Source organism: Mesorhizobium sp. ArgA1 (genome assembly GCF_053714375.1).
This window is the reverse complement of the sequence record NZ_JBSKBQ010000001.1, coordinates 805805-830606: the sequence shown is the minus strand read 5'-3', so window position 1 is coordinate 830606 and position 24802 is coordinate 805805. Positions and strand designations below refer to the sequence as shown.

Sequence of the window (24802 nt, the reverse complement as noted above, 5' to 3'; positions counted from 1 at the left end):
CTCAGCCTTCCTCGAAGAGTTCGATGCAGTTTCCGGAGGGATCCAGAATAACGAGTTGCGAACCGCCAGGGCCGGTCCTCAGCGGGACTCTGATCTTGCAACCGGCAGCTTCGATGCCGGGCAGGCGGGATTTCAAATCCTCGGTGACCAGGACTATTCTGTTCCAGCCCCCGGCCGAAGGTGTCTCGCCCTCGGCGGTGGGCTGCGCGGCCGACGAACGGGGACCGGCAAGCCAGAGCGTCAACGGACCATGCCTGACGATGGCCATTGCCGGCCCATATTGCGCTATCAGTTCGAACTCCAGGATATCTTTATAAAAATCGATTGCTTCCTGAACATCACGAACAAAGTACCGTACGGCGGACATCGGCCCATCCTTGGCGTCGTTACGGAATGTCCCCTCAAACTAGCCAATCCGCAGTCGAGTGCCAACATCTAGCTGGTCGCTTCCCGCAGCCGATCCGTCGCGCCCCAGATCCTCAGCGCTGCGAGGCAGCCGACAATGCCGAGCGGCACGAAGGCAAGGAACAGCCAGCCGGCAACGCTGGCCGCCGCGTCGCGATTCAGGCCTGCGGAGAAGCCGCTGGCATTGGCGATGATGCCGGCGACCGCTGCGCCGACGGCATAGCCGATGCGCTGCATGGTCGGTACGGCGGCCGAGGCAATCGTCTGCTCGCCATCGCGGGCCGAGGCGACGATGATCCGCGTCAGGAACGGCCAGGTGACGCCGAAGCCGCCGCCCTGCAGCAGGGCGCAGACCAGGATCAGGGGGATCGACCCCGACGGGATCGACCAGGCGAAACCGGCGAGGCCGGATGCAATCATCAGTGCGCCGATGACGATGATCTGCCGCTCACGCTCCAGCGGCGCGTTGGCGACGGCAATCGACAGGATCGACCAGGCGATCGATTCGGCGGCGATGATGTAGCCGGTGGTCAGGATCGGGATTCCGTGCAGCGTGGTGAGAAGCAGCGGCCCGTAGATCGAGAAGGAGACCGTCGCCACCGAAAAGGCGGCGACCACGGTCATGCCGCTGCCGACCGGCGAGCGCCACGAAAACAGCTGCGAGGGAAACAGCCGCGAGTGCGGCTTCATGGCGTCGACGAAGACGAACAGCGCCAGGCCGGCGAGGCCGAGCACGAGCAGCAGCGACGAGCGCAGCAAGGCGACATCGACGCCGGCGGTGGCGATCAAAATGACGGCGATGGCGAGACAGCCAAGCGCGGCATAGGGGAATGGCGGCGAGGTGCCGGCAGCGGCTTGCGGCCTGGTCGCTTCGGGTGTGTTCAGGAAGATAAAGCTCGCCAGCGCCATGGCGGTGCCGCCCAACACGAAGACCCCGAAGGCCCAGCGCCAGGACAATAGGTCGACCATGATCGCGCCGAGCATTGGGCCGCTGAAGGCGGCAACGCCCCAGATCGCCGACATGATGCCGAACAGCTGCGGCCAGATGTTGCGGTCAAACAGCCGTTCCACCGATACGAAGGCCAGCGACACCAGCGCGCCGCCGCCCAGTCCCTCGACCAGCCGGCCGGCAAGAAACACCGGCATGGATGGCGCGGTGGCGCAGACCAGCGCGCCGGCGGCATAGAGCAGAGCGGCGACCGTGACGTTGGAGCGCAGTGCGACATAGCTGACCAGGCGGCCTGCGGCAGCGCCGGCGACGATGGCGCCGAGCTCATAGACCGCCAGCGACCATCCGACGAACTGCACGCCGGCGATATCGCCGACCATGGCCGGCATCACCGTCGCCACCATCGTTTCGTTGGTGGCGTGCAGCAGGATGCCGAGGCTTATGAAGCAGAAGCGCGCGAGGTCGCCGCTTGCCCACAATGCCTGCCAGTCGACTTTGTTGCCGGTGATTTCAGTCATTCTTTTTACCCTGCCTTTGCATATCGCGATGCCGGCGCATGGCACCAGAAGCCAGGGGGGATTTCCGGCGGGGCCATGCGCGTTGTCTCAGTCAGGGCAGGCTTCTAAAACCTCAAGTGCAGTTGAGTTCAAGCGGGTTTTTTGTCGAGATGCCACGAAGCGGCGGGTGGCTCCATCTGCTGCTCAATTCTCGGTGCTGCGCAGCTGGAACTGGCTGACGCCGATGGCGATGTTGACGCCGGTCTGCGTCTGCAGGCTGAGCGGCTGCAGGGTGAAGGCCTGCGAGGAGCCGCCGACCAGGAGATTGGCGCCGGCGCCGACCGCCGCCGTCACTTCGGCGCTGGCGCCGACATAGTCGCCGGCGAGTGCACCCGGCGCATAGATGTTCTTTAGCGGCGTCAGCACCAGCCACTGCATGACCGTCTGCTTGGTGGTGCCGATATCGAGCCCGTATTTGTTGACGGCGCCGAAATAGGCTTCCGGCGAAAAGCTTTTGTCGGCCGGCGTGAAGGTGCAGCTCAGATCCTTGCTGGAGCCGAAGATGAAGCCGGTGCCGCCGCCGATGGCGCATTCGAGCACGCCGAGTTCGATGCCCTGATCCTGCGCCCGGGCCTGCCCCGTGCAGGCAATGGCGACGATGGCGGCGGCAATGATCGTCTTGAGCACGGCGGTTCCCCCAAAAGCATGCGGCGCGAAACAGTATCCTGTTCCGCGCCGCACGTAGAGGGATCAGTCGATGCTTATTTGCCGATGTTTACTTGAACGAGTGGATCAGCTCCAGCGAGGTCACGGCGACCGCCACGTTGACGCCGGTCTGTGCCTGCACGCTGAGCGGCTCGAGCACAAAGGCGCCGTCCAGCCCGCCGACCAGCAGGTTGGCGCCGCCGCCGGTCACGACGCTGGCCTCGGCATTGACGCCGTAATAATGGCCGGCAAGATCGCCCTCGTCATGGCCGCGGGTGGCGGCCAGAACCGCCCACACCAGCTGGCCCTGATGGGTCTGGCCGACATCCACGCCCAGCTTGGAGATCATCCCCGTGTACTGCTCGGCCGGCCCATGATGATAGGGGCGGAATGTGCAGGCGACGCCCTTGTTCGAAGTGACAACGTAGCCGACGCCGCCATCTATGGTGCAATCGAGCGTGCCCAGCCGAAGCGTGCCGGCGTTGACGGGCGTGGCAAGGGCGGTGGCGGCGAGTGCCGCAGCACAGATGATTTTCTTGATCATGGGTCAGTCCTTTCAGAAATTGCCTTCAACAACGGTTGAATGGCCCGGAGCGTTCCGCTGAAAACTTGGCGCGATCAAGGCAAGGGTTAACGCTTAGCGCTCGGTGGTTAAGATTGGGTGATGGCGTGTCGGCCAGAGCTCAGTGGCGCCACAGGCGCCCAGGCGCCGACCAGGCCTTGTCCAGTGGGCCTCATCCAGTGGGCCTTTGCTGCTGCGCAGCCCGCCTTGCGGCGACCTTCACGGGGAAGGAACACTGTCGGATAAAACGTTGCCGGCGCGCGGCGAACCGGCTGGGTTATCAGCCGGCGGTGGCGCCTGACGTGCGCGACAGGCCATCCTTGGCCGGCTGGTAGCTCGGGTCGAGATGGACGGCTTCGCGATAGGCTTTCGACGCCTTGACCTTGTCGCCGCGGCGCTCGTAGATCAGCGCCTGATTGGACCAGGCCTCGGCGTTTTTGCCGTCGAGCTTGATGGCCATGTTGAAGTCGGAGAAAGCGTTGTCCTCGTCGTTCATGGCGAGATAGGACAGGCCGCGGCCGTTATAGGGTTCGGCGGCATCCGGCGCCAGTGAGATGGCGGTCGAGAAGTCCTCGATGGCAAACTTGTGCTGGCCCTGGCTCTGATAGATCAGGCCGCGATTGTGGTAGGCGCGGGCATCCGTCGTGTCGAGCTGGATCGCCTTCTGGAAATCGTTGAAGGCCTGCTGGGTCTGGCCGGCCTTGCGATAGAGATTGCCGCGGCCGATATAGGCGGCGTCATAATTGCCATTGATCTGGATCGAGCGGTTGTAGTCGGCAAGGGCGGCCGCCTGGTTGCCGAGGAAGCGCTGGATCAGCGCCCGGTTCGAATAGGCCTGGTAGAAATTCGGGTTGAGCTGGATGGCGGTGTCGAAGTCCTTCAGCGCCGCCTGGTACTGGCCGCCGCGGCCATAGGCCGAGCCGCGCACATTGTAGCCTTCCGGATCCTGCGGATTGCGCTGGATCACCGCCGACAGCGAGGAGATGTTCTCGGTCGAGCCTTGCGCCTTGTCGATGTTGTTGAACTCGCCGGTCGGCACGCTCTGGCAACCGGCAAGCACCAGGCCGGAAAGCAGGGCCGCCGTCAGGGCGAAACCGCGCATTGTGGTTCTGCGCTCTACGCTGATTGCGTTCATGTCTGCCCTGTCCTCACTTCAGCCGCGTCGCTCAGTCCAGTCCCCCTCCGGGCCGGGTCACAAATTGTCGTAACAAAATCTAGAGCGTCGTTTGCGCGTTCAAGGGAACGCCCTCCAACAAAGGCGGCGCTCTAAACAAAAAGGTGGCGGCGATTCCGCATCGCGCCACCTCAAGGTATCCTTCGAAAAGGACGAAAAATTGGCGTCAGAACCGCGGCGGGCGCGGAGCACCACCGGGACCACCGGCGGCGCCGGCAGCGACCGGGCGCGGCGTCATCGGCAGCAGGCCTTCGCGCTGGGCGCGCTTGCGGGCCAGCTTGCGGGCGCGGCGAACGGCTTCGGCCTTTTCACGGGCGCGCTTCTCGGAAGGCTTCTCGTAGTGGCCGCGCATCTTCATTTCGCGGAAAATGCCTTCGCGCTGCATCTTCTTCTTGAGAGCGCGAAGCGCCTGATCAACGTTGTTGTCGCGGACGAGTACCTGCACGGGCAATCCTGTCTTTCGGGTTTGATATCAACAGGCAAGCGGCCATAGCCACATGCCTCCGCGGCGATTTACACCACGAATTGTGGCGGCTGATAGCAGAATCAGGCCGCGCTGTCCACACTCGAAATGAAGGACAACCGCCAATTTGCCACGGTCGCCTCCGAGATAGGACGCCAACTAGGCGCTGGCCAGATGAAGCCGGGCGAAATCCTCGAAGAATTCGCCGTAGTCGCAGGTGATTTCCTCGCCGGCTGATATATCGCGGGTGGCGGTGGCGCCGCCATATTGCGAAAAATCCGTGTTCGGCCGTTCGGCGTGATTCATGAAGCGGCCATTGTCGACCTCATAGACCATGAACCCGGGGCGGTCCGGGCTCGGATAGGCGTAGCGGTCGAGCAATTCCCTGAGATGCGGCGGTGCCGCCTCGTATTTGTCCATCGGGATCAGCCGGTCAAAATCCGGATCGAGCCGCCAGATCGAGGCGCCCTTCCTGATCGGCTCGGCAGCGAACACGCCGACGCCTTCGATTGCGCTCTGGGCGACATAGGTCCTGATCAGCAGCATGTCCGTCCTCGAAGTCCTCTCTCCAAACCGAATCGCCAAATCGCTTGGAAAAAGCAAGTCCGGTTTCGCGCTCTATGGCTGATCGATGCGGGCAATGTCCGCGAAATGCTTCACGTCCGGGTGATCGAGATGCCGCCATCGGCAAACAGCGCCGATCCGGTGGTGAAGCTCGACGCGTCCGACGCCAGGAAGAGCGCCGCGCGCGCGATCTCTTCAGGCTCTGCGACGCGCTTCAAGGCATGCAGGTTTTCGACGAAACTACGCGATTCCGGCGTCTTGAATGTTGCCGACGGCGTGTCGGTGCCGCCTGGCATCAGCGCGTTGACCCGCACGCCTTTGGGCCCATATTCAGCGGCCAGTACCTGCGTCAGGCCGATCAGCCCGGTCTTGCTCGCGGCATAGCTGGTCATGCCCGGCATTCCGACGGTGTTGCCGACGAAGGTAGAGGTGAATATCACCGATCCGCCACCGTGCTCGACCATAGCCGGCACCTGGTACTTCGCGCCGAGAAAGGCGCTGGTCAGATTGGCGTCGAGCGTCTCGCGCCAACCCTCGAGCGACAATTCCGAAATCGGACCCATCGTGCCGACGGCGCCGACATTGTTGAAGGCGATATCGAGCCCGCCGAATTTCTCGACGGCCAGCTCGACAAGGGCTTTTGCATAGGCCTCGTCGGTGACGTCGCCGGCCAGCGCGACTGCGCTGCCGTCGGCCTCCTCGATTTCAGCGACCAGCGCGTCAAGCTCGGCCTGGCGGCGAGCCGCGACAACGACCTTGGCGCCTTCCTCGGCAAAAAGCTTTGCCGTGGCGCGGCCGATGCCGGAACTGGCGCCGGTGACGATGGCGACCTTGTTGGCGAGTGCGAACATTTTCTACATCCTTTGCTTCGCGCCGGCTTTGCCAGCGATCGGATGCTTGGTCGCAAATCGAGACAGGGGCGAGCCACCCGATACATGCGAAGGCTCGACCGGGATTACTGCTTCAGCAGCCATCCCAGACGGTCGAGCGAAAAGGCGTAGCTGATGACGATGAGCGCAACGACGACGATGCTTATGGTGGTGTAGCCGGCCAGATGGAACCCGGCTCCGCCGCCGAACAGGATGACCAGTTCCAGCGCCAACCTGAGAGCGCCCGGCACAGGCACCGGCGCGCGGCCCGACCGGCTCGGGTCGTTAGGTACCGCGAAGGTCCCCCACAGCGCGGCCGCAATGAGCGGGAGCCCGACGGCGAAGGTCCAGCGCAACCATCCACCGGAGAGGCTCCAGCCCCCCATGCCGAGGCCAAGCAAAGCCGCAAGTTCCAGCAGGAAGCGCAACGTCAGATTCCACCAGGCTTTGCCCATATCCGTCCTCCAGAATCTCGCGATCGCCAGTGTGGCCGAACGCAGCCATGGCTGCCAGCCGGGACAGGTCTTTTTCGCCACGGCGCAAAACGGCAAGCGCCGTCGCAAACAGCGCAAGGGTGGAAGCGCTGTTTCGCTAGTGATACACCTCGCGCGCCGGGGCTGAGTGAACACCCTGCCGCCATTTGCGAGGCTGGAACGTTGAAAAAATATTCGGTATTCGCCATCGCCCGCGAGGCCATGCGCGGCCACAAGGGCTGGGAGGAACAATGGTCCTCGCCAGAGCCGAAGAAGGAATATGACGTCATCATCGTCGGCGCCGGTGGCCATGGCCTGGCCACCGCCTACTATCTCGCCACCGTGCACGGCATCACCAATGTCGCGGTGCTGGAAAAGGGCTGGCTCGGCGGCGGCAATACGGGGCGCAACACCACCATCATCCGCTCCAACTATCTCTATGACGAGAGCGCCGGCATCTATGACCATGCGCTGAAGCTGTGGGACGGGCTCTCCCAGGAGCTCAACTACAATGTCATGTATTCGGCGCGCGGCGTCATGATGCTGGCGCATAATGTGCACGACATCCAGGTGCTGAAGCGCCATGTCCACGCCAACCGGTTGAACGGCATCGACAATGAGTGGCTGACGCCGGAGCAGGCGCAGGAATTCTGTCCGCCGCTCAACATTTCCAGGGAGGCGCGCTATCCGGTCGTTGGTGCCGCGTTGCAGCGGCGCGGTGGCACGGCGCGCCACGACGCGGTGGCCTGGGGCTATGCGCGCGGCGCTTCGGCGCGCGGCGTCCACATAATCCAGAATTGCGAGGTCACCGGGGTCAAGCGCGCCGCCAATGGCGCTGTCATGGGCGTCGACACGACGCGCGGCTTCATCGGCGCCAAGAAGGTTGGTGTCGTTGCCGCCGGCCATTCCTCAGTGATCATGAACATGGCCGGCGTGCGCATGCCGCTGGAAAGCTATCCGCTGCAGGCGCTGGTGTCGGAGCCGGTCAAGCCGGTTGTGCCATGCGTGGTGATGTCGAACACCGTGCACGCCTATATCTCGCAGTCCGACAAGGGCGAGCTGGTGATCGGCGCCGGCACCGACCAGTATGTCTCCTATTCGCAGACCGGCGGCCTGCACATCTTGCAGCATACGCTCGACGCCATCTGCGAGATGTTCCCGATTTTCACCCGCATGAAGATGCTGCGTTCTTGGGGCGGCATTGTCGACGTCACGCCCGACCGCTCGCCAATCCTGGCCAAGACGCCGGTGCCCGGCCTCTATGTCAATTGCGGCTGGGGCACGGGCGGCTTCAAGGCAACGCCCGGATCGGGCCATGTCTTTGCGCACACGATCGCCAGGGACGATCCGCATCCGATCAACGCGCCCTTCACCATCGAGCGCTTCCGCACCGGCCGCCTCATCGATGAGGCAGCGGCGGCGGCGGTGGCGCACTGATGATGGCCTTAACGCCACTTGGCCACAGCGAATTTTAGGGAACAAGAAAATGCTTCTCATCCGCTGCCCTTATTGCGAGGAAGAGCGCCCGGAGCTCGAGTTCCGCAACGCCGGCGAGGCGCATATTGCGCGCTCGGCCAATATGGCGGGCGAGAGCGATGACGACTTCGAAAAGTTCTTCTTCATCCGCTCGAACCCCAAGGGCGTGATCTATGAGCGCTGGCGCCATATCCACGGCTGCGCGCGCTTCTTCAACGCGGTGCGCGACACCGTCACCGACAAGTTCGTCATGACCTACAAGGCCGGTGAGCCGAAACCTGCGAAGCTGCCGGGAGCATCCAAATGAGCGGCGCGTTCCGTATTCCGAGCGCGGGCCGGCTCAGCCAGGCCAAGTCCGCGCGGTTCTCGTTCGATGGCCAGTCCTACACCGGCATCGAGGGCGACACGTTGGCCTCGGCGCTGCTTGCCAATGGCGTGCATCTGGTCGGCCGTTCGTTCAAATATCACCGGCCGCGCGGCTTCCTGTCGGCAGGCGCAGAAGAGCCCAATGCGCTGGTCGAGGTCAGGCGCGACGCGGCGCGCAAGGCACCGAACATCCGCGCCACGGTGCAGGAGCTCTATGACGGGCTCGATGCCCAATCGCAGAACCGCTGGCCCTCGCTTGCCTTCGACGTCGGCGCGGTCAACGATCTGGCTTCGCCGCTGTTTTCGGCGGGCTTCTACTACAAGACCTTCATGTGGCCGAAGGCAGCCTGGAAGAGCCTGTATGAGCCGAAGATCCGCGCCGCGGCCGGCCTCGGCGTTTCCCCAGACAAGCCGGATCCCGACCATTATTCGTCGCGCTATGCGCATTGCGACGTGCTGGTGCTGGGCGGCGGTGCCGCCGGCATTTCGGCAGCGCTTGCCGCTGCCGAAACAGGAGCGCGCGTCATCCTCGCCGACGAGCAGGCGGATTTCGGCGGCAGTTTGCGGTTCGAAAGCGGTGCGAAGATCGACGGCCAGGACGGCTATGCCTGGGCGCAAGCGGCGATCGCCAAACTCAAGGGCATGGACAATGTCCGCGTGCTCTCGCGCACCACGGCGTTCGGCTACTACGCGCAGAATTTCGTTGCCCTGGTCGAGCGCGTCAGCGACCATGTGCAGAACCCGGGCCACGATTTGCCGCGCGAGCGGCTGTGGCAGGTCCGCGCCAAGCGCGTGGTGTTGGCGACAGGGTCGATCGAACGCCACATGGTGTTTGCCGACAATGACCGGCCCGGCATCATGCTTGCCTCGGCGGCACGGATCTATCTCAACCACTACGGTGTCGCCGTCGGCAAGAATGTCGGCGTCTACACCGCCAATGACTCGGCCTACGCGGCGGCGATCGACCTGAAGAAGGCTGGTGTCAACATCGCGGCGATCGTCGATCTGCGCGACCACCCGACCGGACCGGTGATCGACGAGGCGCGGGCGCTCGGCATCGAAATCAATTTCGGCCGCGCGGTGATCCGCGCCGGCGGCAAATTACGCGTCACCTCGATGACCGTGCAGCCAAAGAATGGCGGCGGCGAACGCACCATTCCGGTCGATGCAATCCTGATGTCGGCCGGCTGGACGCCTTCGGTGCATCTGTTCTCACAGTCGCGCGGCAAGGTCGCCTTCAACGACGAGACCAAGCGCTTCGTGCCGGGCACATATGCGCAGGACTGCGTCTCGGTCGGCGCCTGCAACGGCACCGACGGCCTGTCGGCGACGATCGACGAAGCCTATGCAGCCGGCGCCAAGGCAGCGAAAGATGCCGGCGTCAAGGACACGGGCGCCAAGACCAAGGGCGACAAGCCGAAGGTCGACGCCTCTGAAAGCTGGTCGCGCGGTATGCTGGGTGCGGCACCAGGCGCCGGACCGGACAAGACAGTCAAGGCGTTCGTCGATTTCCAGAACGACGTCACCGCCAAGGACATCCGCCAGGCGGTGCATGAAGGCATGCGCTCGATCGAGCACGTCAAGCGCTTCACCACCAACGGCATGGCGACCGACCAGGGCAAGACCTCCAACATGCACGGCCTGGCAATTGCCGCCGAGACGCTGGGCAAGCCGATCCCCGAAGTCGGCCTGACCACCTTCCGCGCGCCCTATACGCCGGTGACTTTCGGCGCGATCGTCAGCCATGCGCGCGGGCCGCTGTTCGACCCGACGCGCAAAACCGCGATCCATCCCTGGGCCGAGGCGCAAGGTGCGGTGTTCGAGGACGTCGGGCAGTGGAAGCGCGCCTGGTATTTCCCCAAGGGCGGCGAGGACATGCATGCCGCGGTCGACCGCGAATGCGTCGCGGTGCGCACCAATGCCGGCCTGTTCGATGCCTCGACGCTGGGCAAGATCGAAGTGGTCGGGCCGGATGCGGCCAGGTTCATGGAGCTGCTGTACACCAATCCGTGGGAGAAGCTGGAGCCCGGCCGTTGCCGCTATGGCATCATGCTGCGCGAGGACGGTTTTATCTACGATGACGGCGTCGTCGGCCGATTGGCGCCGGACCGTTTCCATGTGACGACGACGACGGGCGGGGCGCCGCGCGTGATGAACCACATGGAGGATTACCTCCAGACCGAGTTCCCGCATCTCAATGTCTGGCTGACCTCGATCACCGAGCAGTGGGCGGTGATTGCGGTGCAGGGCCCCAAGTCGCGCGACATCATCGCGCCGCTGGTTGAAGGCATCGACATGTCGGATGAGGCGCTGCCGCATATGTCGGTGCGCGAAGGCAAGATCTGCGGCGTGCCGACAAGGCTGTTTCGCATGTCGTTCACCGGGGAGCGCGGCTTCGAAGTCAACGTGCCGACCGATTACGGCCAGGCCGTCTGGGAAGCGCTGTGGGCCGAGGGCCAAAAGCACCGAGCCTGCGCCTATGGCACGGAGGCGATGCACGTGCTGCGCGCCGAAAAGGGCTACATCATCGTCGGCCAGGACACGGACGGCACAGTGACGCCCAACGATGCCGGGCTCGACTGGGCGGTCGGCAAGAAGAAGACCGACTTCGTCGGCATCCGCGGCTTGACACGGCCCGACCTTGTCGCCAAGGGCCGCAAGCAGCTGGTCGGCCTGAAGACCAAGCACCCCAAAGTGGTGCTTGAGGAAGGCGCGCAGATCGTCGCGGACCCCAAGCAGGCGATCCCGATGAAGATGATCGGCCATGTCACGTCGAGCTACTGGTCGGAAAATTGCGGCCGCTCGATTGCGCTGGCACTGGTCGCCGGCGGGCGCGACCGGATGGGCGAGACGCTCTATGTGCCGATGCCGGATGGGGTGATCGAAGTGGAGGTTACCGGCATGGTGTTCTTCGACGAGACGGGAGGGCGCCTCAATGGCTAAGGCTGCTGCGAAGACCAACGCACCCGCACCTTCGGCCGAGCGCCGTCCGGCGCAGGCGGGGCGCAACGTGTCGGCGAAGAACGTCAAGGTCGAGGTGCTGCCGCCGGCGGAGCGTATGTCGCTGCGCGCACCGGAGGCTTCGGTCGCCGCACTGTCGAAGGCGCTCGGACTGACCTTGCCGAAGAGCCCGAAGACCTCGGCGACCAAGGCCGGTCGTACGGCACTGTGGCTCGGGCCGGACGAATGGCTTCTTATCGACGAGGCTGGGAAAGACCCACTCGTCGACTGCGCCAAGGTATCCGCGCTGCATTCGGCGGTCGGCATTTCGCACCGCAACGTCGCCTTCGCCGTCACCGGCGCGGCGGCAGCTGCGGCGATCAATGCCGGCTGTCCGCAGGACCTGTCGCTGGAAGCTTTTCCTGTGGGTGCGGCATCGCGCACCATTCTCGGCAAATGCGAAATCCTGCTGTTGCGCACGGCTGCCGACGCCTTCCGGGTCGAGTGCTGGCGTTCCTTCTCCGACTATGTCTTTACTTTCCTGTCGGAGGCAGCCGGCGACGCGGCGGCGTAGGAACGTTTGCCGCGTCAAGCCGTTCTGCTTCCCTCATCAGGGAGAACATACGATGCCGCCGAAAGCGCTGCCGAAGTCAGCTGGCAAGACGTCCGCCGTGCGCTCGCTCGAACGTGAGCAGCATCACGAGGTGAGTGCCGAAGAGGAACTCGAGGAGGGCCTCGAGGACACGTTCCCGGCCAGCGATCCGGTGTCGATCACCGCGACCGCCATCCCCGGTGCGCCGGCGAGGCCAGGCAAGGCCAAGATCGTGCCGGGACGAAAGACGCGCAAGAATTAATTGTTCAATTACCCCTGGTTCGAACCGAGGGAAAAATGGGCGGCCGGGATTATCCTGCCGCCCTTAGACGTTGTGCTGTTCGGTGGTCGAGCGCGCCATCAACTTAGAACGTGCTCGGCACGATCCACGGGTTGATCTCGATGCCGAGGCGCGGGCCCTTGGCTTTGACGTCCGACTTTTCGACCGAGCCGGTCACGCCGCAATCGAGCTTGGCATTGGTCTTGGTGTCGACGCAGGTGGCAGCGGGGGCCTGCTTGACCGTATGGTTGCCGTTGGCGGCGAAGGCCGAGCCGGAGAGCGCCAGCACGGTGGCGAGGGCGAGAAGGGTCTTGTTCATGTCAGTCTCCATCGGTCAATTTATTTTCGTACATGTACGATGTAATGTACAGATACGTCCGAGGAGCCGGGTTTTCAAGTCAGAAAAACGTACGCGTACGATAAATTTTTTTGAACCCCGAAAATTGCGGCGTACTGACACAGGTGAAGCCGCTTCGCCGGGCCGGCAATCACGGCATCAGACTATTGAAAAGCCTTGGGAATCAGCAGTTGACCGGGGTCTCGGTCAGCGGCGGCACGTCCTGCGTGGTGAGCGAGGCGAGGGTGGAATCGCACATCCGCCCCACGAAAGCCTGCGGATCGCCAAAGGGGTAGAATGGAAAGGTGATCAGCAACGAGATGGTGCCGTGGCCAACCGCCCACAGCATGGTGGCGATGGCACGCGCATCGCCGTGCAATTTGCCGGCGGCGACACAGGCCTCGACCCTCGAGATCAGCGCTTTCATCGCCGGGTTGCCGTCTTCCATGTCCTCATAGCTTCTGCCCTCCGGCAGCTTGGTCTTTTCAGTCATGAAGACGGTGCGGTATTCGTTGGGGTTGCCGAGCCCGAAAGCGGCATATTCGGTCATCACTGCCTTCAGCGCCTCGATCGGGTCGTCGGAGGGATGCGCCTCGATGTTGCGGGCAAGCGTTTCGAACGCATCCTCGGCCAGCGCAAACAGGATGTCCTGCTTGTCGGCGAAGTAGGAATAAACCGACATCGGGGCATAGCCGACCCGGTTGGCCAGCTTGCGGATGGTCAGGCCTTCGTAGCCCTCTTCCTTGACGAGCTTGTGGGCTGCGTCGAGCAACTCGGAACGCAGTTCGGCCTTTTGTTTTTCGCGGCGTTTCTGGACGCTCAGCGGCACGTGAGTCGGCTTTCATGTGGTGGGTGTTGGCTAAATTATATACGCTGTACGGAAACGAACAAGGGCGCCGCAGGTTCCCCACCGGCAATGGTTACCAAATCTGGGGTTACCAAAAATCTGGGGTTGCCAAATCGGGCCTATCAAATCGCGCCGACGCCGCCATCCACGGCCAGCGTATGGCCGGTCATGAAGGAGTTCGAGGGGTCAGCGGCAAACAGGATGGCGGTCACGACCTCGTCGACTTCGGCCACCCGCTTCATCGGCACGCCGCGCGTCAGTTCGGCGAGCGCCTCGGCTTCCGGCGCGCCGGAGATGCGCACGAAGCTGTCGACCATGGCCGTGCGCGTATGCGCCGGGCAGACGGCGTTAATGCGTATGGCCTTGGTGGCATATTCGGCGGCCGCCGACTTGGTCAGCCCGACGACGCCATGCTTGGCGGCGGCATAGACCGACAGTTTCGGCGCGCCGGCCAGCCCGGCAACCGAGGCGATGTTGACGATGACGCCGCCCTTGGCCGTAGCCTTGAACTGCCGCTCCATCTGCGGGATCTGGTGCTTCATGGCGTAGAAGACGCCGAGCAGGTCGATCTCCAGCACGCGGCGCGCCTCGTCGGAGGCCACTTGCGGCAGGCGCACGAAACTCTGGACAATGCCGGCATTGTTGATGGCGACATCCAGGCGGCCGAATTTGTCCGCCGCCAGTTTCACCAGATCCTCGGACAGTTTTTCGTCCGCTATATTGCCGGCGAGGATGGCCGTCTCGGCCTGCAGCGAGCCGGCAAGATCGGCCAGCGCCTTGTCGTCGATGTCGGAAAGCACCAGGCGGGCGCCTTCAGCGGCAAAGCCTTTGGCAGCACCGCGCCCGAGGCCGCCGGCGGCACCGGTGATCAGCACGGTCGCTCCGTCAAAACGGCCCATTATGCCTCCCCATTATATCTCACTGTCGGTTCAGGTTCGGTCGATCAGTTTTCCGGCAAGATGCGACAGCAGCTTCACTGCCTCGCCATAAGTCGTTGCCTTTTCGGGATTGGAGGCGTTGCCGTCGAGCGCCCGTTTGTAGACACCCTGGCAGATGGCCGCCAAACGGAAGAAGGAGAAGGCGAGGAAGAAGCCCCAATTGTCGATGCCGGCGAGACCGCGTCGCCGGCAATAGGCGGCAACGTACGCTTCCTCGGAAGGCAGGCCAAGGGCGGCGCGGTCGACGCCGCCAAGGCCGCGAAAGCCCGAGGCGTGCGGCAGGCGCCATTGCATGCATTGATAGGCGATGTCGGCGAAGGGGTGGCCGAGAGTCGACAGTTCCCAGTCGAGCACTGCCAGCACTTTCGGTTCGCCGGCCACAAAGATCATGTTGTCCAGCCGGTAGTCGCCATGCACGAGGGATATCCGACCGTCATCGGCGGGCATATGCGCCTCCAACCAGGCAATCAGCCGGTCCATGTCGGCGACCGTGCCGGTCTCCGAGGCGCGGTACTGGCTGGTCCAGCGGCCCAGCTGGCGTTGGAAGTAATTGCCGGGTCTGCCGAAATCGCCGAGTCCGACCGCCTCGACATCGACATCGTGCAGCGCCGCCAGCGTGGCGTTCATGGCATCGTAGAGGGCGGCGCGCTCGTCGTTGCCCCTGGATTCCGGCACCGCCGGATCCCAGAAGATGCGGCCATCGAGGAACTCCATGACGTAGAACATGCGGCCGATCGGCGAGTCCTCCCCCCACAGATGCAGCATCCTGGGCACCGGTACGTCGGTACCGGCGAGCGCCTTCATCACCGTGAATTCGCGGTCGACCTGGTGCGCCGATTTCAGCAACTGGCCCGGCGGCTTCGCGCGCAGGACATAGCGGCCACTGGCCGCGGTCAGCAGATAGGTCGGGTTCGACTGGCCGGATTTGAATTTTTCAATTGCGGAAAGTCCGGCAAAACCCGGAATGTGCGCCTCGAGATAGGGCGCTAGCGCTGCCTGATCGATCGCGTTGGCGTCACCGCTCATGCGGTCTCCGGCTCACGCTCGATCAGTGTCAGTGTCAGCCAGCGCGCGGTCAGCGCCGGCTTCTTCGAGCCTTCGATCTCGATGGTCACGTCATGCGCCGTCTGCACCCAACCGGACGGCCGGACCTTGACGTCGGCCAGCACGAAATGGGTGCGAATGCGCGAGCCGGTCTTCACCGGCGCCAGGAAACGCAGCGAATCGAAACCGTGATTGACGCCCATCTTGCCCTTCTCCAGCGGCGGCATGGTCTCGAAGGTCATCGCCGAGAGAAGCGACAAAGACAGGAAACCATGCGCGATGGTGCCACCGAACGGCGTCTCGCGCGCGGCGCGCTCGGGATCGCAATGGATGAACTGGTGGTCGTCAGTGGCGTCGGCGAACTGGTCGATCATGGTCTGGGTGACCACGCGCCAAGGGGAGACGCCGACTTCCTTGCCGACGCTGGCCAAAAGCACATCGAGACTGATCGGTTCCACTGCGGTGTCCTCCACTTGCCGCTGGCCGCGGCTCATTTGGCCGCGGCTCATTCCTTGAACAGTGTCAGCCCATGCTGCACCGACTGCCCGCCGTCGATCGGCAGGATGGCGCCGGTGACATAGGAACCGGCACGGCTGCACAAATAGAGTGTTGCGCCGCCAATGTCATCCGCCACGCCGATACGGCCGATGGGGACATGGCTGCCGACATGTTTGGCCTTTTCCTCGGTGCCGGTGGCAAAGGCGGTCATGCGGCTTTGGAAGGGACCGGGGGCGAAGGCGTTGACGGTGATGCGCCGCGCCGCAAGCTCGATCGCCAGCGTACGTGTCAGATGGTGAACGGCGCCCTTGGACGCGGTGTAGGAATAGGCATCGTCGGCCAGCGGCTGGGTACCCATCACCGAGCCCAGATTGATCACGCGGGCCGGGTCGGTATCGCTGGCCGCGGCTTCCAGCTGCGGCAGCAATTCGCGCGTCAGGTGGAAAACGGCGGTGACGTTGACGGCCAGCACCTTGGCCCAGCCGTGGTAGGGAAAATCCTCGAGCGTGGCGCCCCAGGATATACCGGCATTGTTGACGAGGATGTGCAGCCGTTCGGTGCGCGTCCTGACCTCGGCGACAAGTGCTGCAATGCCGGCCTCGGTCGAGACATCGCCGGCAAAACCTTCGGCGCGGCCGGAGGCGCCGAGCCCGTTCAACTCGGCCGCGACCTTGATGCAATCCTCGCCCTTGCGCGACGCGATCATCACGGTGGCGCCGGCCTGAACCAGGGCGGTTGCAACCATGCGGCCGATGCCGGTTGCGGCTCCGGTCACCAGCGCGGTCTTCCCGGTGACTGAGAACAGCTCGTCGAGATAGCTCATCGCAATCCTCCACGCTTTGCCTGGCGTGCGGGCAAAACAGTTCGCGTTGACAAGGCTATCCGAAGTACGGTGATCCTTGCCACTGACAAAATGCCCGGCCTGGATGAAGGGTTAGCGACCGATGAGCGATATGAATCTTGGCATGACCGAGCGGCTGAAGCCGATCCACGCCGGCGTCGCCGCGATGGTGCGCGACGAGATCATGCCGCTCGATCATGAATTTCTGAGCGAGGTCGGTAAAAGCGGGGACCGCTGGATCTACACCGCGCGGCAGACCGGGATCCTCGAAGGGTTGAAGAATAAGGCCAAGGAGCGCGGCCTGTGGAATTTCTGGCTGACCGGCTCCGAGCGCGGCTATGGGCTGTCGACCGTCGAATATGCCTATCTGGCCGAGGAGATGGGCAAGGCGCATCTCGGCGCCGAGACCTTCAACTGCTCGGCGCCCGATACCGGCAATATGGAGGTGCTGGAGCGCTATGGCTCGGAGGACCACAAGAAGGCGTGGCTGGAACCGCTGCTCGAGGGCAAGATCCGCTCGGCCTATCTGATGACCGAGCCGGATGTCGCCTCCTCCGATGCCACCAACATCGCCATGCGCTGCGAGCGCCAAGGCGGCGACTATGTGCTGAACGGCGAGAAATGGTGGGCGTCAGGCGCCGGCGATCCGCGCTGCGCCATCTATATCGTCATGGCCCGGACCGGCGGCGAAGGCGAGCCGCAGCATCGGCGGCATTCGATGATCCTGGTGCCGTCCGACACCAAGGGGGTGTCCAAGCTTCGGCCGATGCAGGTCTATGGCGATGACGACGCGCCGCATGGCCACATGCATCTTCGCTTCGACAATGTCAGGGTGCCGGCTTCGAACCTGATCCTCGGCGAGGGAAGGGGGTTCGAGATCGCGCAAGGCAGGCTCGGCCCCGGCCGCATCCACCACTGCATGCGCGCCATCGGCCAGGCCGAAATGGCGCTGGAGATGCTGTGCCAGCGATCCGTCCGTCGCGAGGCGTTCGGCCAGCCCTTGGCGAAACTCGGCGCCAATTTCGACATCATCGCCGAATGCCGCATGGAGATCGAGATGGCAAGGCTGTTATGCCTCAAGGCGGCATGGATGATCGACCAGGGCGATGCCCGCGCCGCGGCCCCCTGGATCAGCCAGATCAAGGTCGTCGCGCCGCGTGTCGCGCTCAAGGTCACCGATGAAGCCGTGCAGATGTTCGGCGCCCAAGGCATCAGCCAGGATACGCCGCTGGCCCGCTCGTGGACGCATCTCAGAACCCTGCGCCTTGCCGACGGGCCGGACGCCGTGCACCGCCGGCAAGTGGCGCGCACCGAACTCCGAAAATACACGCAGGAAAAGGTCTGAGCGCATGAAAGCAATCATCGCCCGCGACTTCGCGCCGCTCGACCAGCTCGTCTATGGCGACTGGCCGGAGCCAGAGGCCAAGGGCAATACGGTCGTCATCGAGGCCGAGGCGATCGGCGTCAACTATCCCGACGGCCTGCTCGTCCAGGGCCTCTACCAGATGAAGCCGCCGCTGCCTTTCGTGCCCGGCATGGAGGTCGCGGGACGGGTGGTCGCGGTCGGGCCTGACGTGAAGTCGGTCAAGATCGGCGACCGCGTCGCCGCGCTCTCGACCCATGGCAGCTACGCCGAGCGGGTCGGCGTCGCCGAATCCCTCGTCATGCCGCTGCCGCCTGATATGCCTGCCACTGATGCCTGCGCCTTGCTGGCCGGCTACGGCACGTCGCATTATGCGCTGAAGCAGCGTGGGGCGCTTGGGGACGGCGAGACGCTCTGCGTGCTGGGCGCCGCCGGCGCCACCGGCATCGCCGCCATCCAGATCGGCAAGGCGCTTGGCGCGCGCGTCATCGGCGTCGCCTCGTCGGAGGAAAAGCGCCGCATTGCCGCCGAAGCCGGCGCCGATATCGCGCTCGGCTACGACAATCTGAAGGAGGCGCTGAAAGAGGTCACCGGCGGCAAGGGCGTCGATGTCGGCTTCGATCCGGTCGGCGGCGAAACCTTCGAGGTGCTCGCCCGCTCGATGGCGTGGAACGGCCGGCTGCTGGTCATCGGATTTGCCTCCGGCACCATCCCGCAATTCCCCGTCAATCTGGCGCTGGTCAAGGGCTTTTCGGTCGTCGGCGTGTTCTGGGGCGCGTTCACCGCCAAGGAACCGCGGGTCTACGCCGACAACATGAAGGAGCTTGTCGGCTGGTACCTGGCCGGCAAGGTCCGGCCGGTCATCGAAGGCACTTACCCGCTGGCAGATGCAGCCGCCGTGCTGAAGCGCGTGCTCGGCCGCGGTGCTTCCGGCAAGCTCATCCTCCAACCGTAAGGAGCCCCGCCATGGCCATCCCCTCAGACATGAAAGCGCTGCTGCTGACCGGCGACGGCTACACCAGGACACCCAGCGGCAGCGTACTGGAAGCGATGGAGCCCTATCTCACGCCGGGCCGCATCGGCGTGCCGACACCTGCACCGGGCCAGGTGCTGATCAAGGTCAGCCTCGCCTCGATCAACCCGTCCGATGTCGCCTTCATCAAAGGCCAGTATGGCCAACCACGGGCCAAGGGCCAGCCGGCCGGCTTTGAGGGCGTCGGCACAGTGGTTGCCACGGGCGACGAGCCCTATGCCAAAAGCCTGACCGGCAAGCGCATTGCCTTTGCAACCGGCGTCACCAATTGGGGCGCCTGGGCGGATTATGCGGTGGCGGAGGCAGCGGGCTGCATTCCGCTGCTCGACACCGTCCGCGACGAGGATGGCGCGGCGATGATCGTCAATCCGCTGACGGCACTCGCCATGTTCGATATCGTCAGGGAGACGGGCGAAAAGGCCTTCATCATGACCGCCGGCGCCAGCCAGCTCTGCAAGCTGATCGCGGGCCTTGCCAAGGAAGAGGGCTACCGACCGATCGTCACCGTGCGCCGTGACGAACAGATCCCGCTCTTGAAAGAGATCGGCGCTGTCCATGTGCTCAACGAGAAGGCGCCGGATTTCAAGTCGGCACTGCGCGAAGTCATCAAGGCCGAGCAGCCGCGCATTTTCCTCGACGCGGTGACCGGACCGCTGGCGTCAACCATTTTCGAGGCCATGCCGAAGCGCGCGCGCTGGATTATCTATGGTCGGCTCGATCCAGAGACGACTGTCATCCGCGAGCCAGGCCAGATGATCTTCCAGCACAAGCACATCGAGGGGTTCTGGCTGGTCGAATGGATGCGCCAGTTCCGCGACAAGCGCGGCCCGGCGATCATGGAAGCGCAGAAGCGCTTCTCCGACGGCCGCTGGTCGACCGATGTGACGGCGGTGCTGCCGCTGGATGAGGCGATGGCGAAGGTTCCGGCGGAACTTGCAAAGCCGAACGGGAAAGTGTTTATCAGGCCGTGACTTTGCCTTCTCCCCGTTCACGGGGAGAAGGTGCCCGAAGGGCGGATGAGGGGCGGCGCTGATGTCGGTGATTGGCTTTGCTACTGCTGTCTGTCCAAGGCGATAACCTCGAAACTCCGCGCTGCCCCTCACCTGCCTGCCGGCATCCTCTCCCCGTAAACGGGGCGAGAGGGCTAATCTCACTCCGCCGGCTCCACATTGGTATACGCGGCCTCTTCCAGTTCGCGCTTCAGCCGTGCTTCCTCATGCGTCTTCGGCGTGACAAAGCGGCCGAGCAGGAGGTAGGCGACCGGGGTCAGGAACAGCGTAGAGACGGTGGCGAGGCCCAGCCCGCCGACAATGACCCAGCCGAGTGCGATGCGCGCCTCGGCACCGGCGCCGGCGGCCAGCACCAGCGGCACGCCGCCGAGAATGGTGCAGATCATCGTCATCATCACCGGCCGCAGGCGGATGATCGAGGCCTGCTCGATCGCTTCGCGCACGCCCAGCCCACGGTCCCGCAGCTGGTTGGCGAATTCGACGATGAGGATGCCGTTCTTGGCCATGACGCCGACCAAAAGCACCAGGCCGATCTGGCTGTAGGCGTTGAGGCTGGTGCCGGACAGCAGCAGCGCAAAGATCGCGCAGGCGAGGCCGAGCGGCACCGTCGCCATGATGATGACGGCGCTGACGAAGCTTTCGAACTGGGCGGCAAGCACCAGAAGGATGATCACCAGCGCGAAGCCGAAGATGATGACCATGGCGCTGTTGGTTTCACCGAGCGTGGCGGCTTCGGCCAGCGGCAGGATGCGGCTGCCCGGCGGCAGCAGTGGCGTGGCGATCTGCTCGGCGACACCGAGCGCATCGCCAAGCGCGAAATTGCCGTTCAGGTTTGAGGTGATGGCGACCGAGGGCTGCTGCTGTTCGCGCGTCAGCGACGGCGGCACGGCACGCTCGGTCAGCGTGGCGATGGTCGACATCGGCACGAAACGACCATCGGCCGTCTTCAGGAAGATGTTTTCGAGATCGGTCGGATCGTTGATCGGGTTGGTGGTCGAGACCAGCTTCACGCCGTAGCTGCGGTCGGCGATGTAGACGTCGACGACGTCGTTGCCGTCGAGCATCGCCTGCAAGGTGTTGGCCAAGCCCGTAATGTCGATGCCGAGATCGGAGGCGCGCTCCCGGTCGATGGCGACGGCGAGCTGTGGCTGCGTCGGATCGATGGATAGGCGCGGGTTCTGGAAGCGCTCATCTTTCTGCATCTCGGCGATGATCTTCGTTGCGGCGTCGCCCAGCGCCTTGCGGTCGTTGCCGACCAGCGCGAATTGCAGGCCGTTGCCGGCGCCACGGATGCCGAGGCTGTTGGCCTGCACCGGGAAGATGCGCACGGATGGCACCTGCCGGGTCAGCTGGGTGATCTCGGCCATGATCTCCTGCTGGCTGCGCGCGCGTTTGTCCCACGGCGCCAGCGTCATCACCATGAAGCCTGAGTTATAGGCACCGTTCTGGCCGGCATTTTCGAAGGTCGAGACGATCTCGCCGGAATCGCGCAGCGGCTGGATCAGCCGTTCGATCTTCTGCATCTGCTGCGTGGTGTAGTCGAGGCTGACACCTTGCGGCGCGTTGATGCGCAAAAGCACGACGGCGCGGTCCTCGCTCGGCGTCAATTCCTGGCGGATGGTGCCAAACAGAGCGAAGGCGGTGGCGGCAAACAGCAGCGCGACCAGAAGCACGATCCACGGCGCGCCGAGGCAGGCATGCAGGCCACGTTTGTAGGCTGAATTCAGCGCGCCGCCGATGCGCGCGCCAATGCCATGGCCACCTTCATGGTGGAGCGATGCGCCGGTCAGCATGCGCGAGGCCAGCATCGGACACAGGGTCAGCGCGACCACGCAGGAGAGCAGCACCGACATGGCGAGCACGAAGCCGAATTCGCGGAACAGGCCGCCGGTCTGTCCGGGCAAAAACGAGATCGGCACGAAGACGGCGACCAGGGTCAGCGTCGTGGCGATGACGGCGAAGAACACTTCCTGCGCGCCGAGCACGGCGGCGGCGCGAGGCCCCATGCCTTCATTGCGCCGTCGCACGATGTTTTCGAGCACGACGATGGCGTCGTCGACGACCAGGCCGGTCGCCAGCACCAGGGCCAGCAAGGTCAGGATGTTGATCGAGAAGCCGGCGAGATAGATGGCGGCGATGGTGCCGATCATGGCGACCGGCATCGACAGGCCGGGGATCAGCGTCGCGCGCCAGTCGAGCAGGAAGATGTAGATGACGATCAGCACCATCGAAATCGACAGGCCCAGCGCGATCTCGACCTCATGCACGGCGCCGTTGACGAAGACAGCGTCGTCGCTGGTGATCTTGATCGACATGCCCTTGGGCAGGTTCTCCTGCAGCTTGGCGACGGCCGCCTTTACGCCGGTGGAAATATCCAGCGTGTTCGATTCCGCCTGGCGGATGATGCCGAGGCCAATGCCGGTCTTGCCGTCGGAGCGCAAAGTGGTCTGGCCGATATCGGGGCCGAGCGTGACGGTGGCGACGTCGCGGATGCGCGTCGTGCCGCCGATAATGATGTTTTCGAATTCCTCCGGCGTCGTCACATCGGCTGTGGTGCGAACGATGAGATCCTGGTTGGTGGTGGTGATCGAGCCGGCCGGCGAATCGAAAGCAACGGAGGCGAGCGCTGCACGAAGATCGGCAACGGTGAAGCCAAGGCTGGCGAGCTTGTTCTGGTCGACATCGATGCGGAAGATCTTGTCGCGGTCGCCATAGACCTGGACGTCGGCGACGCCGGGCACGGCGGCCAGTTCATCCTCGATTTGGTCCTGGACGATCACCGTCATGTCCTGCACCGACATGCTATCGGAGGTGACGGCCAGCCGCATCACCGGATCGGAATTGGCGTCGGCCTTGACGATGCGCGGCGGATCGGCGGTGTCCGGCATCTGGTTGGCGACGCGGCCGACGGCGTCGCGTACGTCGGAGGCGGCGACGTTGAGGTCGACGCCGTCGTTGAACTCGATGGTGACGCGGCTCGAGCCGAAGGAGGAGGTGGACGAGATCGACTTGACGCCGGAGACGCGGGCGACTGCACCCTCGATCGTGTCGGTCAGTTCGCGGTCGACGGTTTCCGCGGCAGCGCCCTCGAACGCCGTCGACACCGTGACGACGGCGCGGTCGACATCGGGCAGTTCGCGGATCTCGACGCCGTAGAAGGCGGCAAGGCCGGCGACCGCAATCAGCGTGTTCAGCACGAAGGCCATGACCGGCCTGCGGATGAAAAGCGCGGTGAAGCCGGTTTCGCTGGCGGTGTTGGCGTTTGCGGTCATGAGCCTTCGGCGGCGTTCGCGGCGCGCTTGTTCTGACCGGCGATGCGGAGCTCGCCGCCTTCGCTGACGCTTTGCGTGCCCTCGGTCACCACCATGTCGCCGTCCTCGATCTCAGCGTCGATCAGCACCGTCTCGGTGTTGCGCTGGATGATGCGCACGGGAACACGCCTGGCCTTGCCGTCCTCCACCTGCCACACATAGGCGCCGTCCGAACCCCACAGGATGGCCAGCGGGCTGACGGCCGGATAGGTGTCGCCGGGGAAGCGCATGGTGATGCCGAACGACATGCCGGCGCGCAGCGAATCCGCCGGATTGGCGATCGCTGCCTTGACCAGAAGGGTGCGGCTCTTTTCGTCGATGTGGTTATCGATGGCCGACACCGTGCCGGTATATGCTTTGCTCGGATTGGCGATCGGCGTCGCCGACAGCTGCGCGCCGACCTTGACGGCGGCGGCAAAGCGCTCGGGCACCAGAAACTCGACCAGGATGGAGGAGCGGTCGTCGAGCGTGGCGATCGCCGACTGGCTGGTCACGTAATTGCCGGCCGAGATCGGCAGGATGCCGACGGTGCCCGCTATCGGCGCCACGATCGACCGGCGCTGCAAGGCCAGTTCGGCATCCTGCAGCGCCAGTTTCGCGCCGGCCAGCACCACCTGGGCATCGGCGACGGCGACCGGGGTCGCGGCGTTGGAGGCCCTCAATGACTTCACCCGCTCGAGCTTGTCCTGGGCGTCCTGCAGAGCGAGCTTGGCGCGATCCTGCGAGATCACCTCGGTCTCGGAATCGAGGACGGCGATGATTTGCCCCTTGTCGACCCGGGTGCCGGATTGGACCAGGAATTCAACGAGCCGGCCGGAGCTGTATGGGTTGACCGTCACCGAGGCGTAGGCGCGGCCGGTGCCGATCGCCTGCAGGCGATCATTGATGGTTGCGGTGGTCGCCGGCAAAGCGACGACGTTTGCCGGGCGGCCGGCGGCGTTGCGGCCGCCTGCCTGTTTCGTCGTGTCGACCGCGCCGGTGGTGGCGGGCGCCGACGCATAGGTCCAGTCGATGCCCCAGCGTGCCAGCACCTCCGGCGCGCCCGGAAAGAAGCGCGCCCAGGCGAGGACAGCCGCGATCAGGATCACAAGCGCAAAAACGATCTGTTTCCAGGCGGCCATCGGCACTCCGGTTGGCAAAACGTCTTCCGGTTTCCCCAAGCAAAAAACACGCAGCGACGCACCCGGTACGTGCGAAGCCACGGCAATATCATGGCTTTATGGCAATTCTGCCGCGGCCGTGCACATTAAATCTGCGTAACGTAG

The 24802-nt window shown here is 64.3% G+C and carries 25 protein-coding genes; 8 read left to right on the top strand and 17 right to left on the bottom strand.

Going from position 1 to position 24802, the window contains the following annotated elements; genetic code table 11:
* Position 1: 1 nt before the first annotated feature.
* The 9 genes from ACWGTI_RS03965 to ACWGTI_RS03925 form a co-directional block, all read right to left on the bottom strand.
* Positions 2 to 367 (bottom strand): VOC family protein, encoded by a 366-nt coding sequence (locus ACWGTI_RS03965; RefSeq protein ID WP_454585892.1) that lies wholly within the window; start codon positions 365 to 367, stop codon positions 2 to 4.
* A 68-nt stretch (positions 368 to 435) separates the two neighbouring features.
* Positions 436 to 1872 (bottom strand): MFS transporter, encoded by a 1437-nt coding sequence (locus ACWGTI_RS03960; RefSeq protein WP_454585891.1) that lies wholly within the window; start codon positions 1870 to 1872, stop codon positions 436 to 438.
* 183 nt (positions 1873 to 2055) lie between these two features.
* A complete protein-coding gene (locus ACWGTI_RS03955) occupies positions 2056 to 2538 on the bottom strand; it encodes a DUF992 domain-containing protein (RefSeq protein WP_454585890.1) in 483 nt (160 codons plus the stop codon).
* Between the two features lie 88 nt (positions 2539 to 2626).
* Positions 2627 to 3100, bottom strand: a complete 474-nt coding sequence (locus tag ACWGTI_RS03950) for a DUF992 domain-containing protein (protein WP_454585889.1) — start codon at positions 3098 to 3100, stop codon at positions 2627 to 2629.
* 298 nt (positions 3101 to 3398) lie between these two features.
* Positions 3399 to 4253, bottom strand: coding sequence for a tetratricopeptide repeat protein (locus ACWGTI_RS03945; protein ID WP_454585888.1), 855 nt, complete (start codon positions 4251 to 4253; stop codon positions 3399 to 3401).
* Positions 4254 to 4458: 205 nt separating this feature from the next.
* A complete protein-coding gene (rpsU, locus tag ACWGTI_RS03940; RefSeq protein ID WP_023671138.1) occupies positions 4459 to 4737 on the bottom strand; it encodes a 30S ribosomal protein S21 in 279 nt (92 codons plus the stop codon).
* 177 nt (positions 4738 to 4914) lie between these two features.
* Positions 4915 to 5301: an SET domain-containing protein gene (locus tag ACWGTI_RS03935; protein ID WP_454585887.1), complete on the bottom strand. Its 387-nt coding sequence runs from the start codon at positions 5299 to 5301 to the stop codon at positions 4915 to 4917.
* Between the two features lie 110 nt (positions 5302 to 5411).
* Positions 5412 to 6170: an SDR family oxidoreductase gene (locus tag ACWGTI_RS03930; protein WP_454585886.1), complete on the bottom strand. Its 759-nt coding sequence runs from the start codon at positions 6168 to 6170 to the stop codon at positions 5412 to 5414.
* Positions 6171 to 6274: 104 nt separating this feature from the next.
* Positions 6275 to 6643 carry a YrdB family protein gene (locus ACWGTI_RS03925; protein WP_454585885.1) on the bottom strand — a complete coding sequence of 123 codons (369 nt, stop codon included), beginning with the start codon at positions 6641 to 6643 and terminating at the stop codon, positions 6275 to 6277.
* Positions 6644 to 6844: 201 nt separating this feature from the next.
* Between ACWGTI_RS03925 and ACWGTI_RS03920 the strand changes: the two genes are divergently transcribed.
* Genes ACWGTI_RS03920 through ACWGTI_RS03900 form a run of 5 tightly spaced genes read left to right on the top strand, consistent with a single transcriptional unit; the run spans position 6845 to position 12297 of the window.
* Positions 6845 to 8098 carry a sarcosine oxidase subunit beta gene (locus ACWGTI_RS03920; protein WP_454585884.1) on the top strand — a complete coding sequence of 418 codons (1254 nt, stop codon included), beginning with the start codon at positions 6845 to 6847 and terminating at the stop codon, positions 8096 to 8098.
* A 49-nt stretch (positions 8099 to 8147) separates the two neighbouring features.
* The gene (locus ACWGTI_RS03915) at positions 8148 to 8444 is read left to right on the top strand and encodes a sarcosine oxidase subunit delta (protein WP_454574443.1); all 297 of its coding nucleotides are present in this window, start codon (positions 8148 to 8150) and stop codon (positions 8442 to 8444) included.
* On the top strand, positions 8441 to 11446 hold the full coding sequence (locus ACWGTI_RS03910; protein ID WP_454585883.1) for a sarcosine oxidase subunit alpha: 3006 nt from the start codon (positions 8441 to 8443) through the stop codon (positions 11444 to 11446). Before ACWGTI_RS03915 ends, ACWGTI_RS03910 begins: the two co-directional genes overlap by 4 nt.
* Positions 11439 to 12017: a sarcosine oxidase subunit gamma gene (locus ACWGTI_RS03905; protein ID WP_454585882.1), complete on the top strand. Its 579-nt coding sequence runs from the start codon at positions 11439 to 11441 to the stop codon at positions 12015 to 12017. The genes ACWGTI_RS03910 and ACWGTI_RS03905 overlap by 8 nt, the downstream gene beginning before the upstream one ends.
* A gap of 52 nt (positions 12018 to 12069) precedes the next feature.
* On the top strand, positions 12070 to 12297 hold the full coding sequence (locus ACWGTI_RS03900; RefSeq protein ID WP_454585881.1) for a hypothetical protein: 228 nt from the start codon (positions 12070 to 12072) through the stop codon (positions 12295 to 12297).
* Between the two features lie 103 nt (positions 12298 to 12400).
* On the opposite strand, the gene ACWGTI_RS03895 is transcribed toward ACWGTI_RS03900, so the two are convergent.
* The 6 genes from ACWGTI_RS03895 to ACWGTI_RS03870 form a co-directional block, all read right to left on the bottom strand.
* A complete protein-coding gene (locus ACWGTI_RS03895; protein WP_454585880.1) occupies positions 12401 to 12634 on the bottom strand; it encodes a DUF680 domain-containing protein in 234 nt (77 codons plus the stop codon).
* Between the two features lie 202 nt (positions 12635 to 12836).
* On the bottom strand, positions 12837 to 13481 hold the full coding sequence (locus tag ACWGTI_RS03890; protein WP_454585879.1) for a TetR/AcrR family transcriptional regulator: 645 nt from the start codon (positions 13479 to 13481) through the stop codon (positions 12837 to 12839).
* A gap of 140 nt (positions 13482 to 13621) precedes the next feature.
* Complete coding sequence (locus tag ACWGTI_RS03885; RefSeq protein WP_454585878.1) at positions 13622 to 14398, bottom strand: SDR family NAD(P)-dependent oxidoreductase; 777 nt, start codon at positions 14396 to 14398, stop codon at positions 13622 to 13624.
* A 30-nt stretch (positions 14399 to 14428) separates the two neighbouring features.
* Positions 14429 to 15463 carry a phosphotransferase family protein gene (locus tag ACWGTI_RS03880; RefSeq protein ID WP_454585877.1) on the bottom strand — a complete coding sequence of 345 codons (1035 nt, stop codon included), beginning with the start codon at positions 15461 to 15463 and terminating at the stop codon, positions 14429 to 14431.
* The gene (locus tag ACWGTI_RS03875; protein WP_454585876.1) at positions 15460 to 15975 is read right to left on the bottom strand and encodes a MaoC family dehydratase; all 516 of its coding nucleotides are present in this window, start codon (positions 15973 to 15975) and stop codon (positions 15460 to 15462) included. The genes ACWGTI_RS03880 and ACWGTI_RS03875 overlap by 4 nt, the downstream gene beginning before the upstream one ends.
* An 11-nt stretch (positions 15976 to 15986) precedes the next feature.
* Positions 15987 to 16802: an SDR family oxidoreductase gene (locus ACWGTI_RS03870; protein ID WP_454585875.1), complete on the bottom strand. Its 816-nt coding sequence runs from the start codon at positions 16800 to 16802 to the stop codon at positions 15987 to 15989.
* Positions 16803 to 16923: 121 nt separating this feature from the next.
* On the opposite strand from ACWGTI_RS03870, the gene ACWGTI_RS03865 reads away from it, so the two are divergent.
* From ACWGTI_RS03865 to ACWGTI_RS03855, 3 genes are read left to right on the top strand one after another with little or no spacing between them, the layout of a single operon-like run.
* Positions 16924 to 18165, top strand: coding sequence for an acyl-CoA dehydrogenase family protein (locus tag ACWGTI_RS03865; RefSeq protein WP_454585874.1), 1242 nt, complete (start codon positions 16924 to 16926; stop codon positions 18163 to 18165).
* A gap of 4 nt (positions 18166 to 18169) precedes the next feature.
* A complete protein-coding gene (locus ACWGTI_RS03860) occupies positions 18170 to 19138 on the top strand; it encodes an NADPH:quinone oxidoreductase family protein (RefSeq protein WP_454585873.1) in 969 nt (322 codons plus the stop codon).
* 11 nt (positions 19139 to 19149) lie between these two features.
* The gene (locus ACWGTI_RS03855; protein ID WP_454585872.1) at positions 19150 to 20187 is read left to right on the top strand and encodes a zinc-binding dehydrogenase; all 1038 of its coding nucleotides are present in this window, start codon (positions 19150 to 19152) and stop codon (positions 20185 to 20187) included.
* 179 nt (positions 20188 to 20366) lie between these two features.
* Here the strand turns inward: ACWGTI_RS03855 and ACWGTI_RS03850 are convergent, their stop codons facing one another.
* On the bottom strand, positions 20367 to 23498 hold the full coding sequence (locus ACWGTI_RS03850; RefSeq protein ID WP_454585871.1) for an efflux RND transporter permease subunit: 3132 nt from the start codon (positions 23496 to 23498) through the stop codon (positions 20367 to 20369).
* Complete coding sequence (locus ACWGTI_RS03845) at positions 23495 to 24658, bottom strand: efflux RND transporter periplasmic adaptor subunit (RefSeq protein ID WP_454585870.1); 1164 nt, start codon at positions 24656 to 24658, stop codon at positions 23495 to 23497. The genes ACWGTI_RS03850 and ACWGTI_RS03845 overlap by 4 nt, the downstream gene beginning before the upstream one ends.
* Positions 24659 to 24802: the final 144 nt, after the last annotated feature.

Bases quoted from the DNA above. Each gene is read 5' to 3' on its own strand.
- ACWGTI_RS03965 (WP_454585892.1), bottom strand. From the start codon at position 367: ATGTCCGCCGTACGGTACTTTGTTCGTGATGTTCAGGAAGCAATCGAT.
- ACWGTI_RS03960 (WP_454585891.1), bottom strand. From the start codon at position 1,872: ATGACTGAAATCACCGGCAACAAAGTCGACTGGCAGGCATTGTGGGCA.
- ACWGTI_RS03950 (WP_454585889.1), bottom strand. From the start codon at position 3,100: ATGATCAAGAAAATCATCTGTGCTGCGGCACTCGCCGCCACCGCCCTT.
- ACWGTI_RS03945 (WP_454585888.1), bottom strand. From the start codon at position 4,253: ATGAACGCAATCAGCGTAGAGCGCAGAACCACAATGCGCGGTTTCGCC.
- ACWGTI_RS03935 (WP_454585887.1), bottom strand. From the start codon at position 5,301: ATGCTGCTGATCAGGACCTATGTCGCCCAGAGCGCAATCGAAGGCGTC.
- ACWGTI_RS03930 (WP_454585886.1), bottom strand. From the start codon at position 6,170: ATGTTCGCACTCGCCAACAAGGTCGCCATCGTCACCGGCGCCAGTTCC.
- ACWGTI_RS03925 (WP_454585885.1), bottom strand. From the start codon at position 6,643: ATGGGCAAAGCCTGGTGGAATCTGACGTTGCGCTTCCTGCTGGAACTT.
- ACWGTI_RS03915 (WP_454574443.1), top strand. From the start codon at position 8,148: ATGCTTCTCATCCGCTGCCCTTATTGCGAGGAAGAGCGCCCGGAGCTC.
- ACWGTI_RS03910 (WP_454585883.1), top strand. From the start codon at position 8,441: ATGAGCGGCGCGTTCCGTATTCCGAGCGCGGGCCGGCTCAGCCAGGCC.
- ACWGTI_RS03905 (WP_454585882.1), top strand. From the start codon at position 11,439: ATGGCTAAGGCTGCTGCGAAGACCAACGCACCCGCACCTTCGGCCGAG.
- ACWGTI_RS03900 (WP_454585881.1), top strand. From the start codon at position 12,070: ATGCCGCCGAAAGCGCTGCCGAAGTCAGCTGGCAAGACGTCCGCCGTG.
- ACWGTI_RS03895 (WP_454585880.1), bottom strand. From the start codon at position 12,634: ATGAACAAGACCCTTCTCGCCCTCGCCACCGTGCTGGCGCTCTCCGGC.
- ACWGTI_RS03885 (WP_454585878.1), bottom strand. From the start codon at position 14,398: ATGGGCCGTTTTGACGGAGCGACCGTGCTGATCACCGGTGCCGCCGGC.
- ACWGTI_RS03880 (WP_454585877.1), bottom strand. From the start codon at position 15,463: ATGAGCGGTGACGCCAACGCGATCGATCAGGCAGCGCTAGCGCCCTAT.
- ACWGTI_RS03875 (WP_454585876.1), bottom strand. From the start codon at position 15,975: ATGAGCCGCGGCCAGCGGCAAGTGGAGGACACCGCAGTGGAACCGATC.
- ACWGTI_RS03870 (WP_454585875.1), bottom strand. From the start codon at position 16,802: ATGAGCTATCTCGACGAGCTGTTCTCAGTCACCGGGAAGACCGCGCTG.
- ACWGTI_RS03865 (WP_454585874.1), top strand. From the start codon at position 16,924: ATGAGCGATATGAATCTTGGCATGACCGAGCGGCTGAAGCCGATCCAC.
- ACWGTI_RS03860 (WP_454585873.1), top strand. From the start codon at position 18,170: ATGAAAGCAATCATCGCCCGCGACTTCGCGCCGCTCGACCAGCTCGTC.
- ACWGTI_RS03855 (WP_454585872.1), top strand. From the start codon at position 19,150: ATGGCCATCCCCTCAGACATGAAAGCGCTGCTGCTGACCGGCGACGGC.
- ACWGTI_RS03850 (WP_454585871.1), bottom strand. From the start codon at position 23,498: ATGACCGCAAACGCCAACACCGCCAGCGAAACCGGCTTCACCGCGCTT.
- ACWGTI_RS03845 (WP_454585870.1), bottom strand. From the start codon at position 24,658: ATGGCCGCCTGGAAACAGATCGTTTTTGCGCTTGTGATCCTGATCGCG.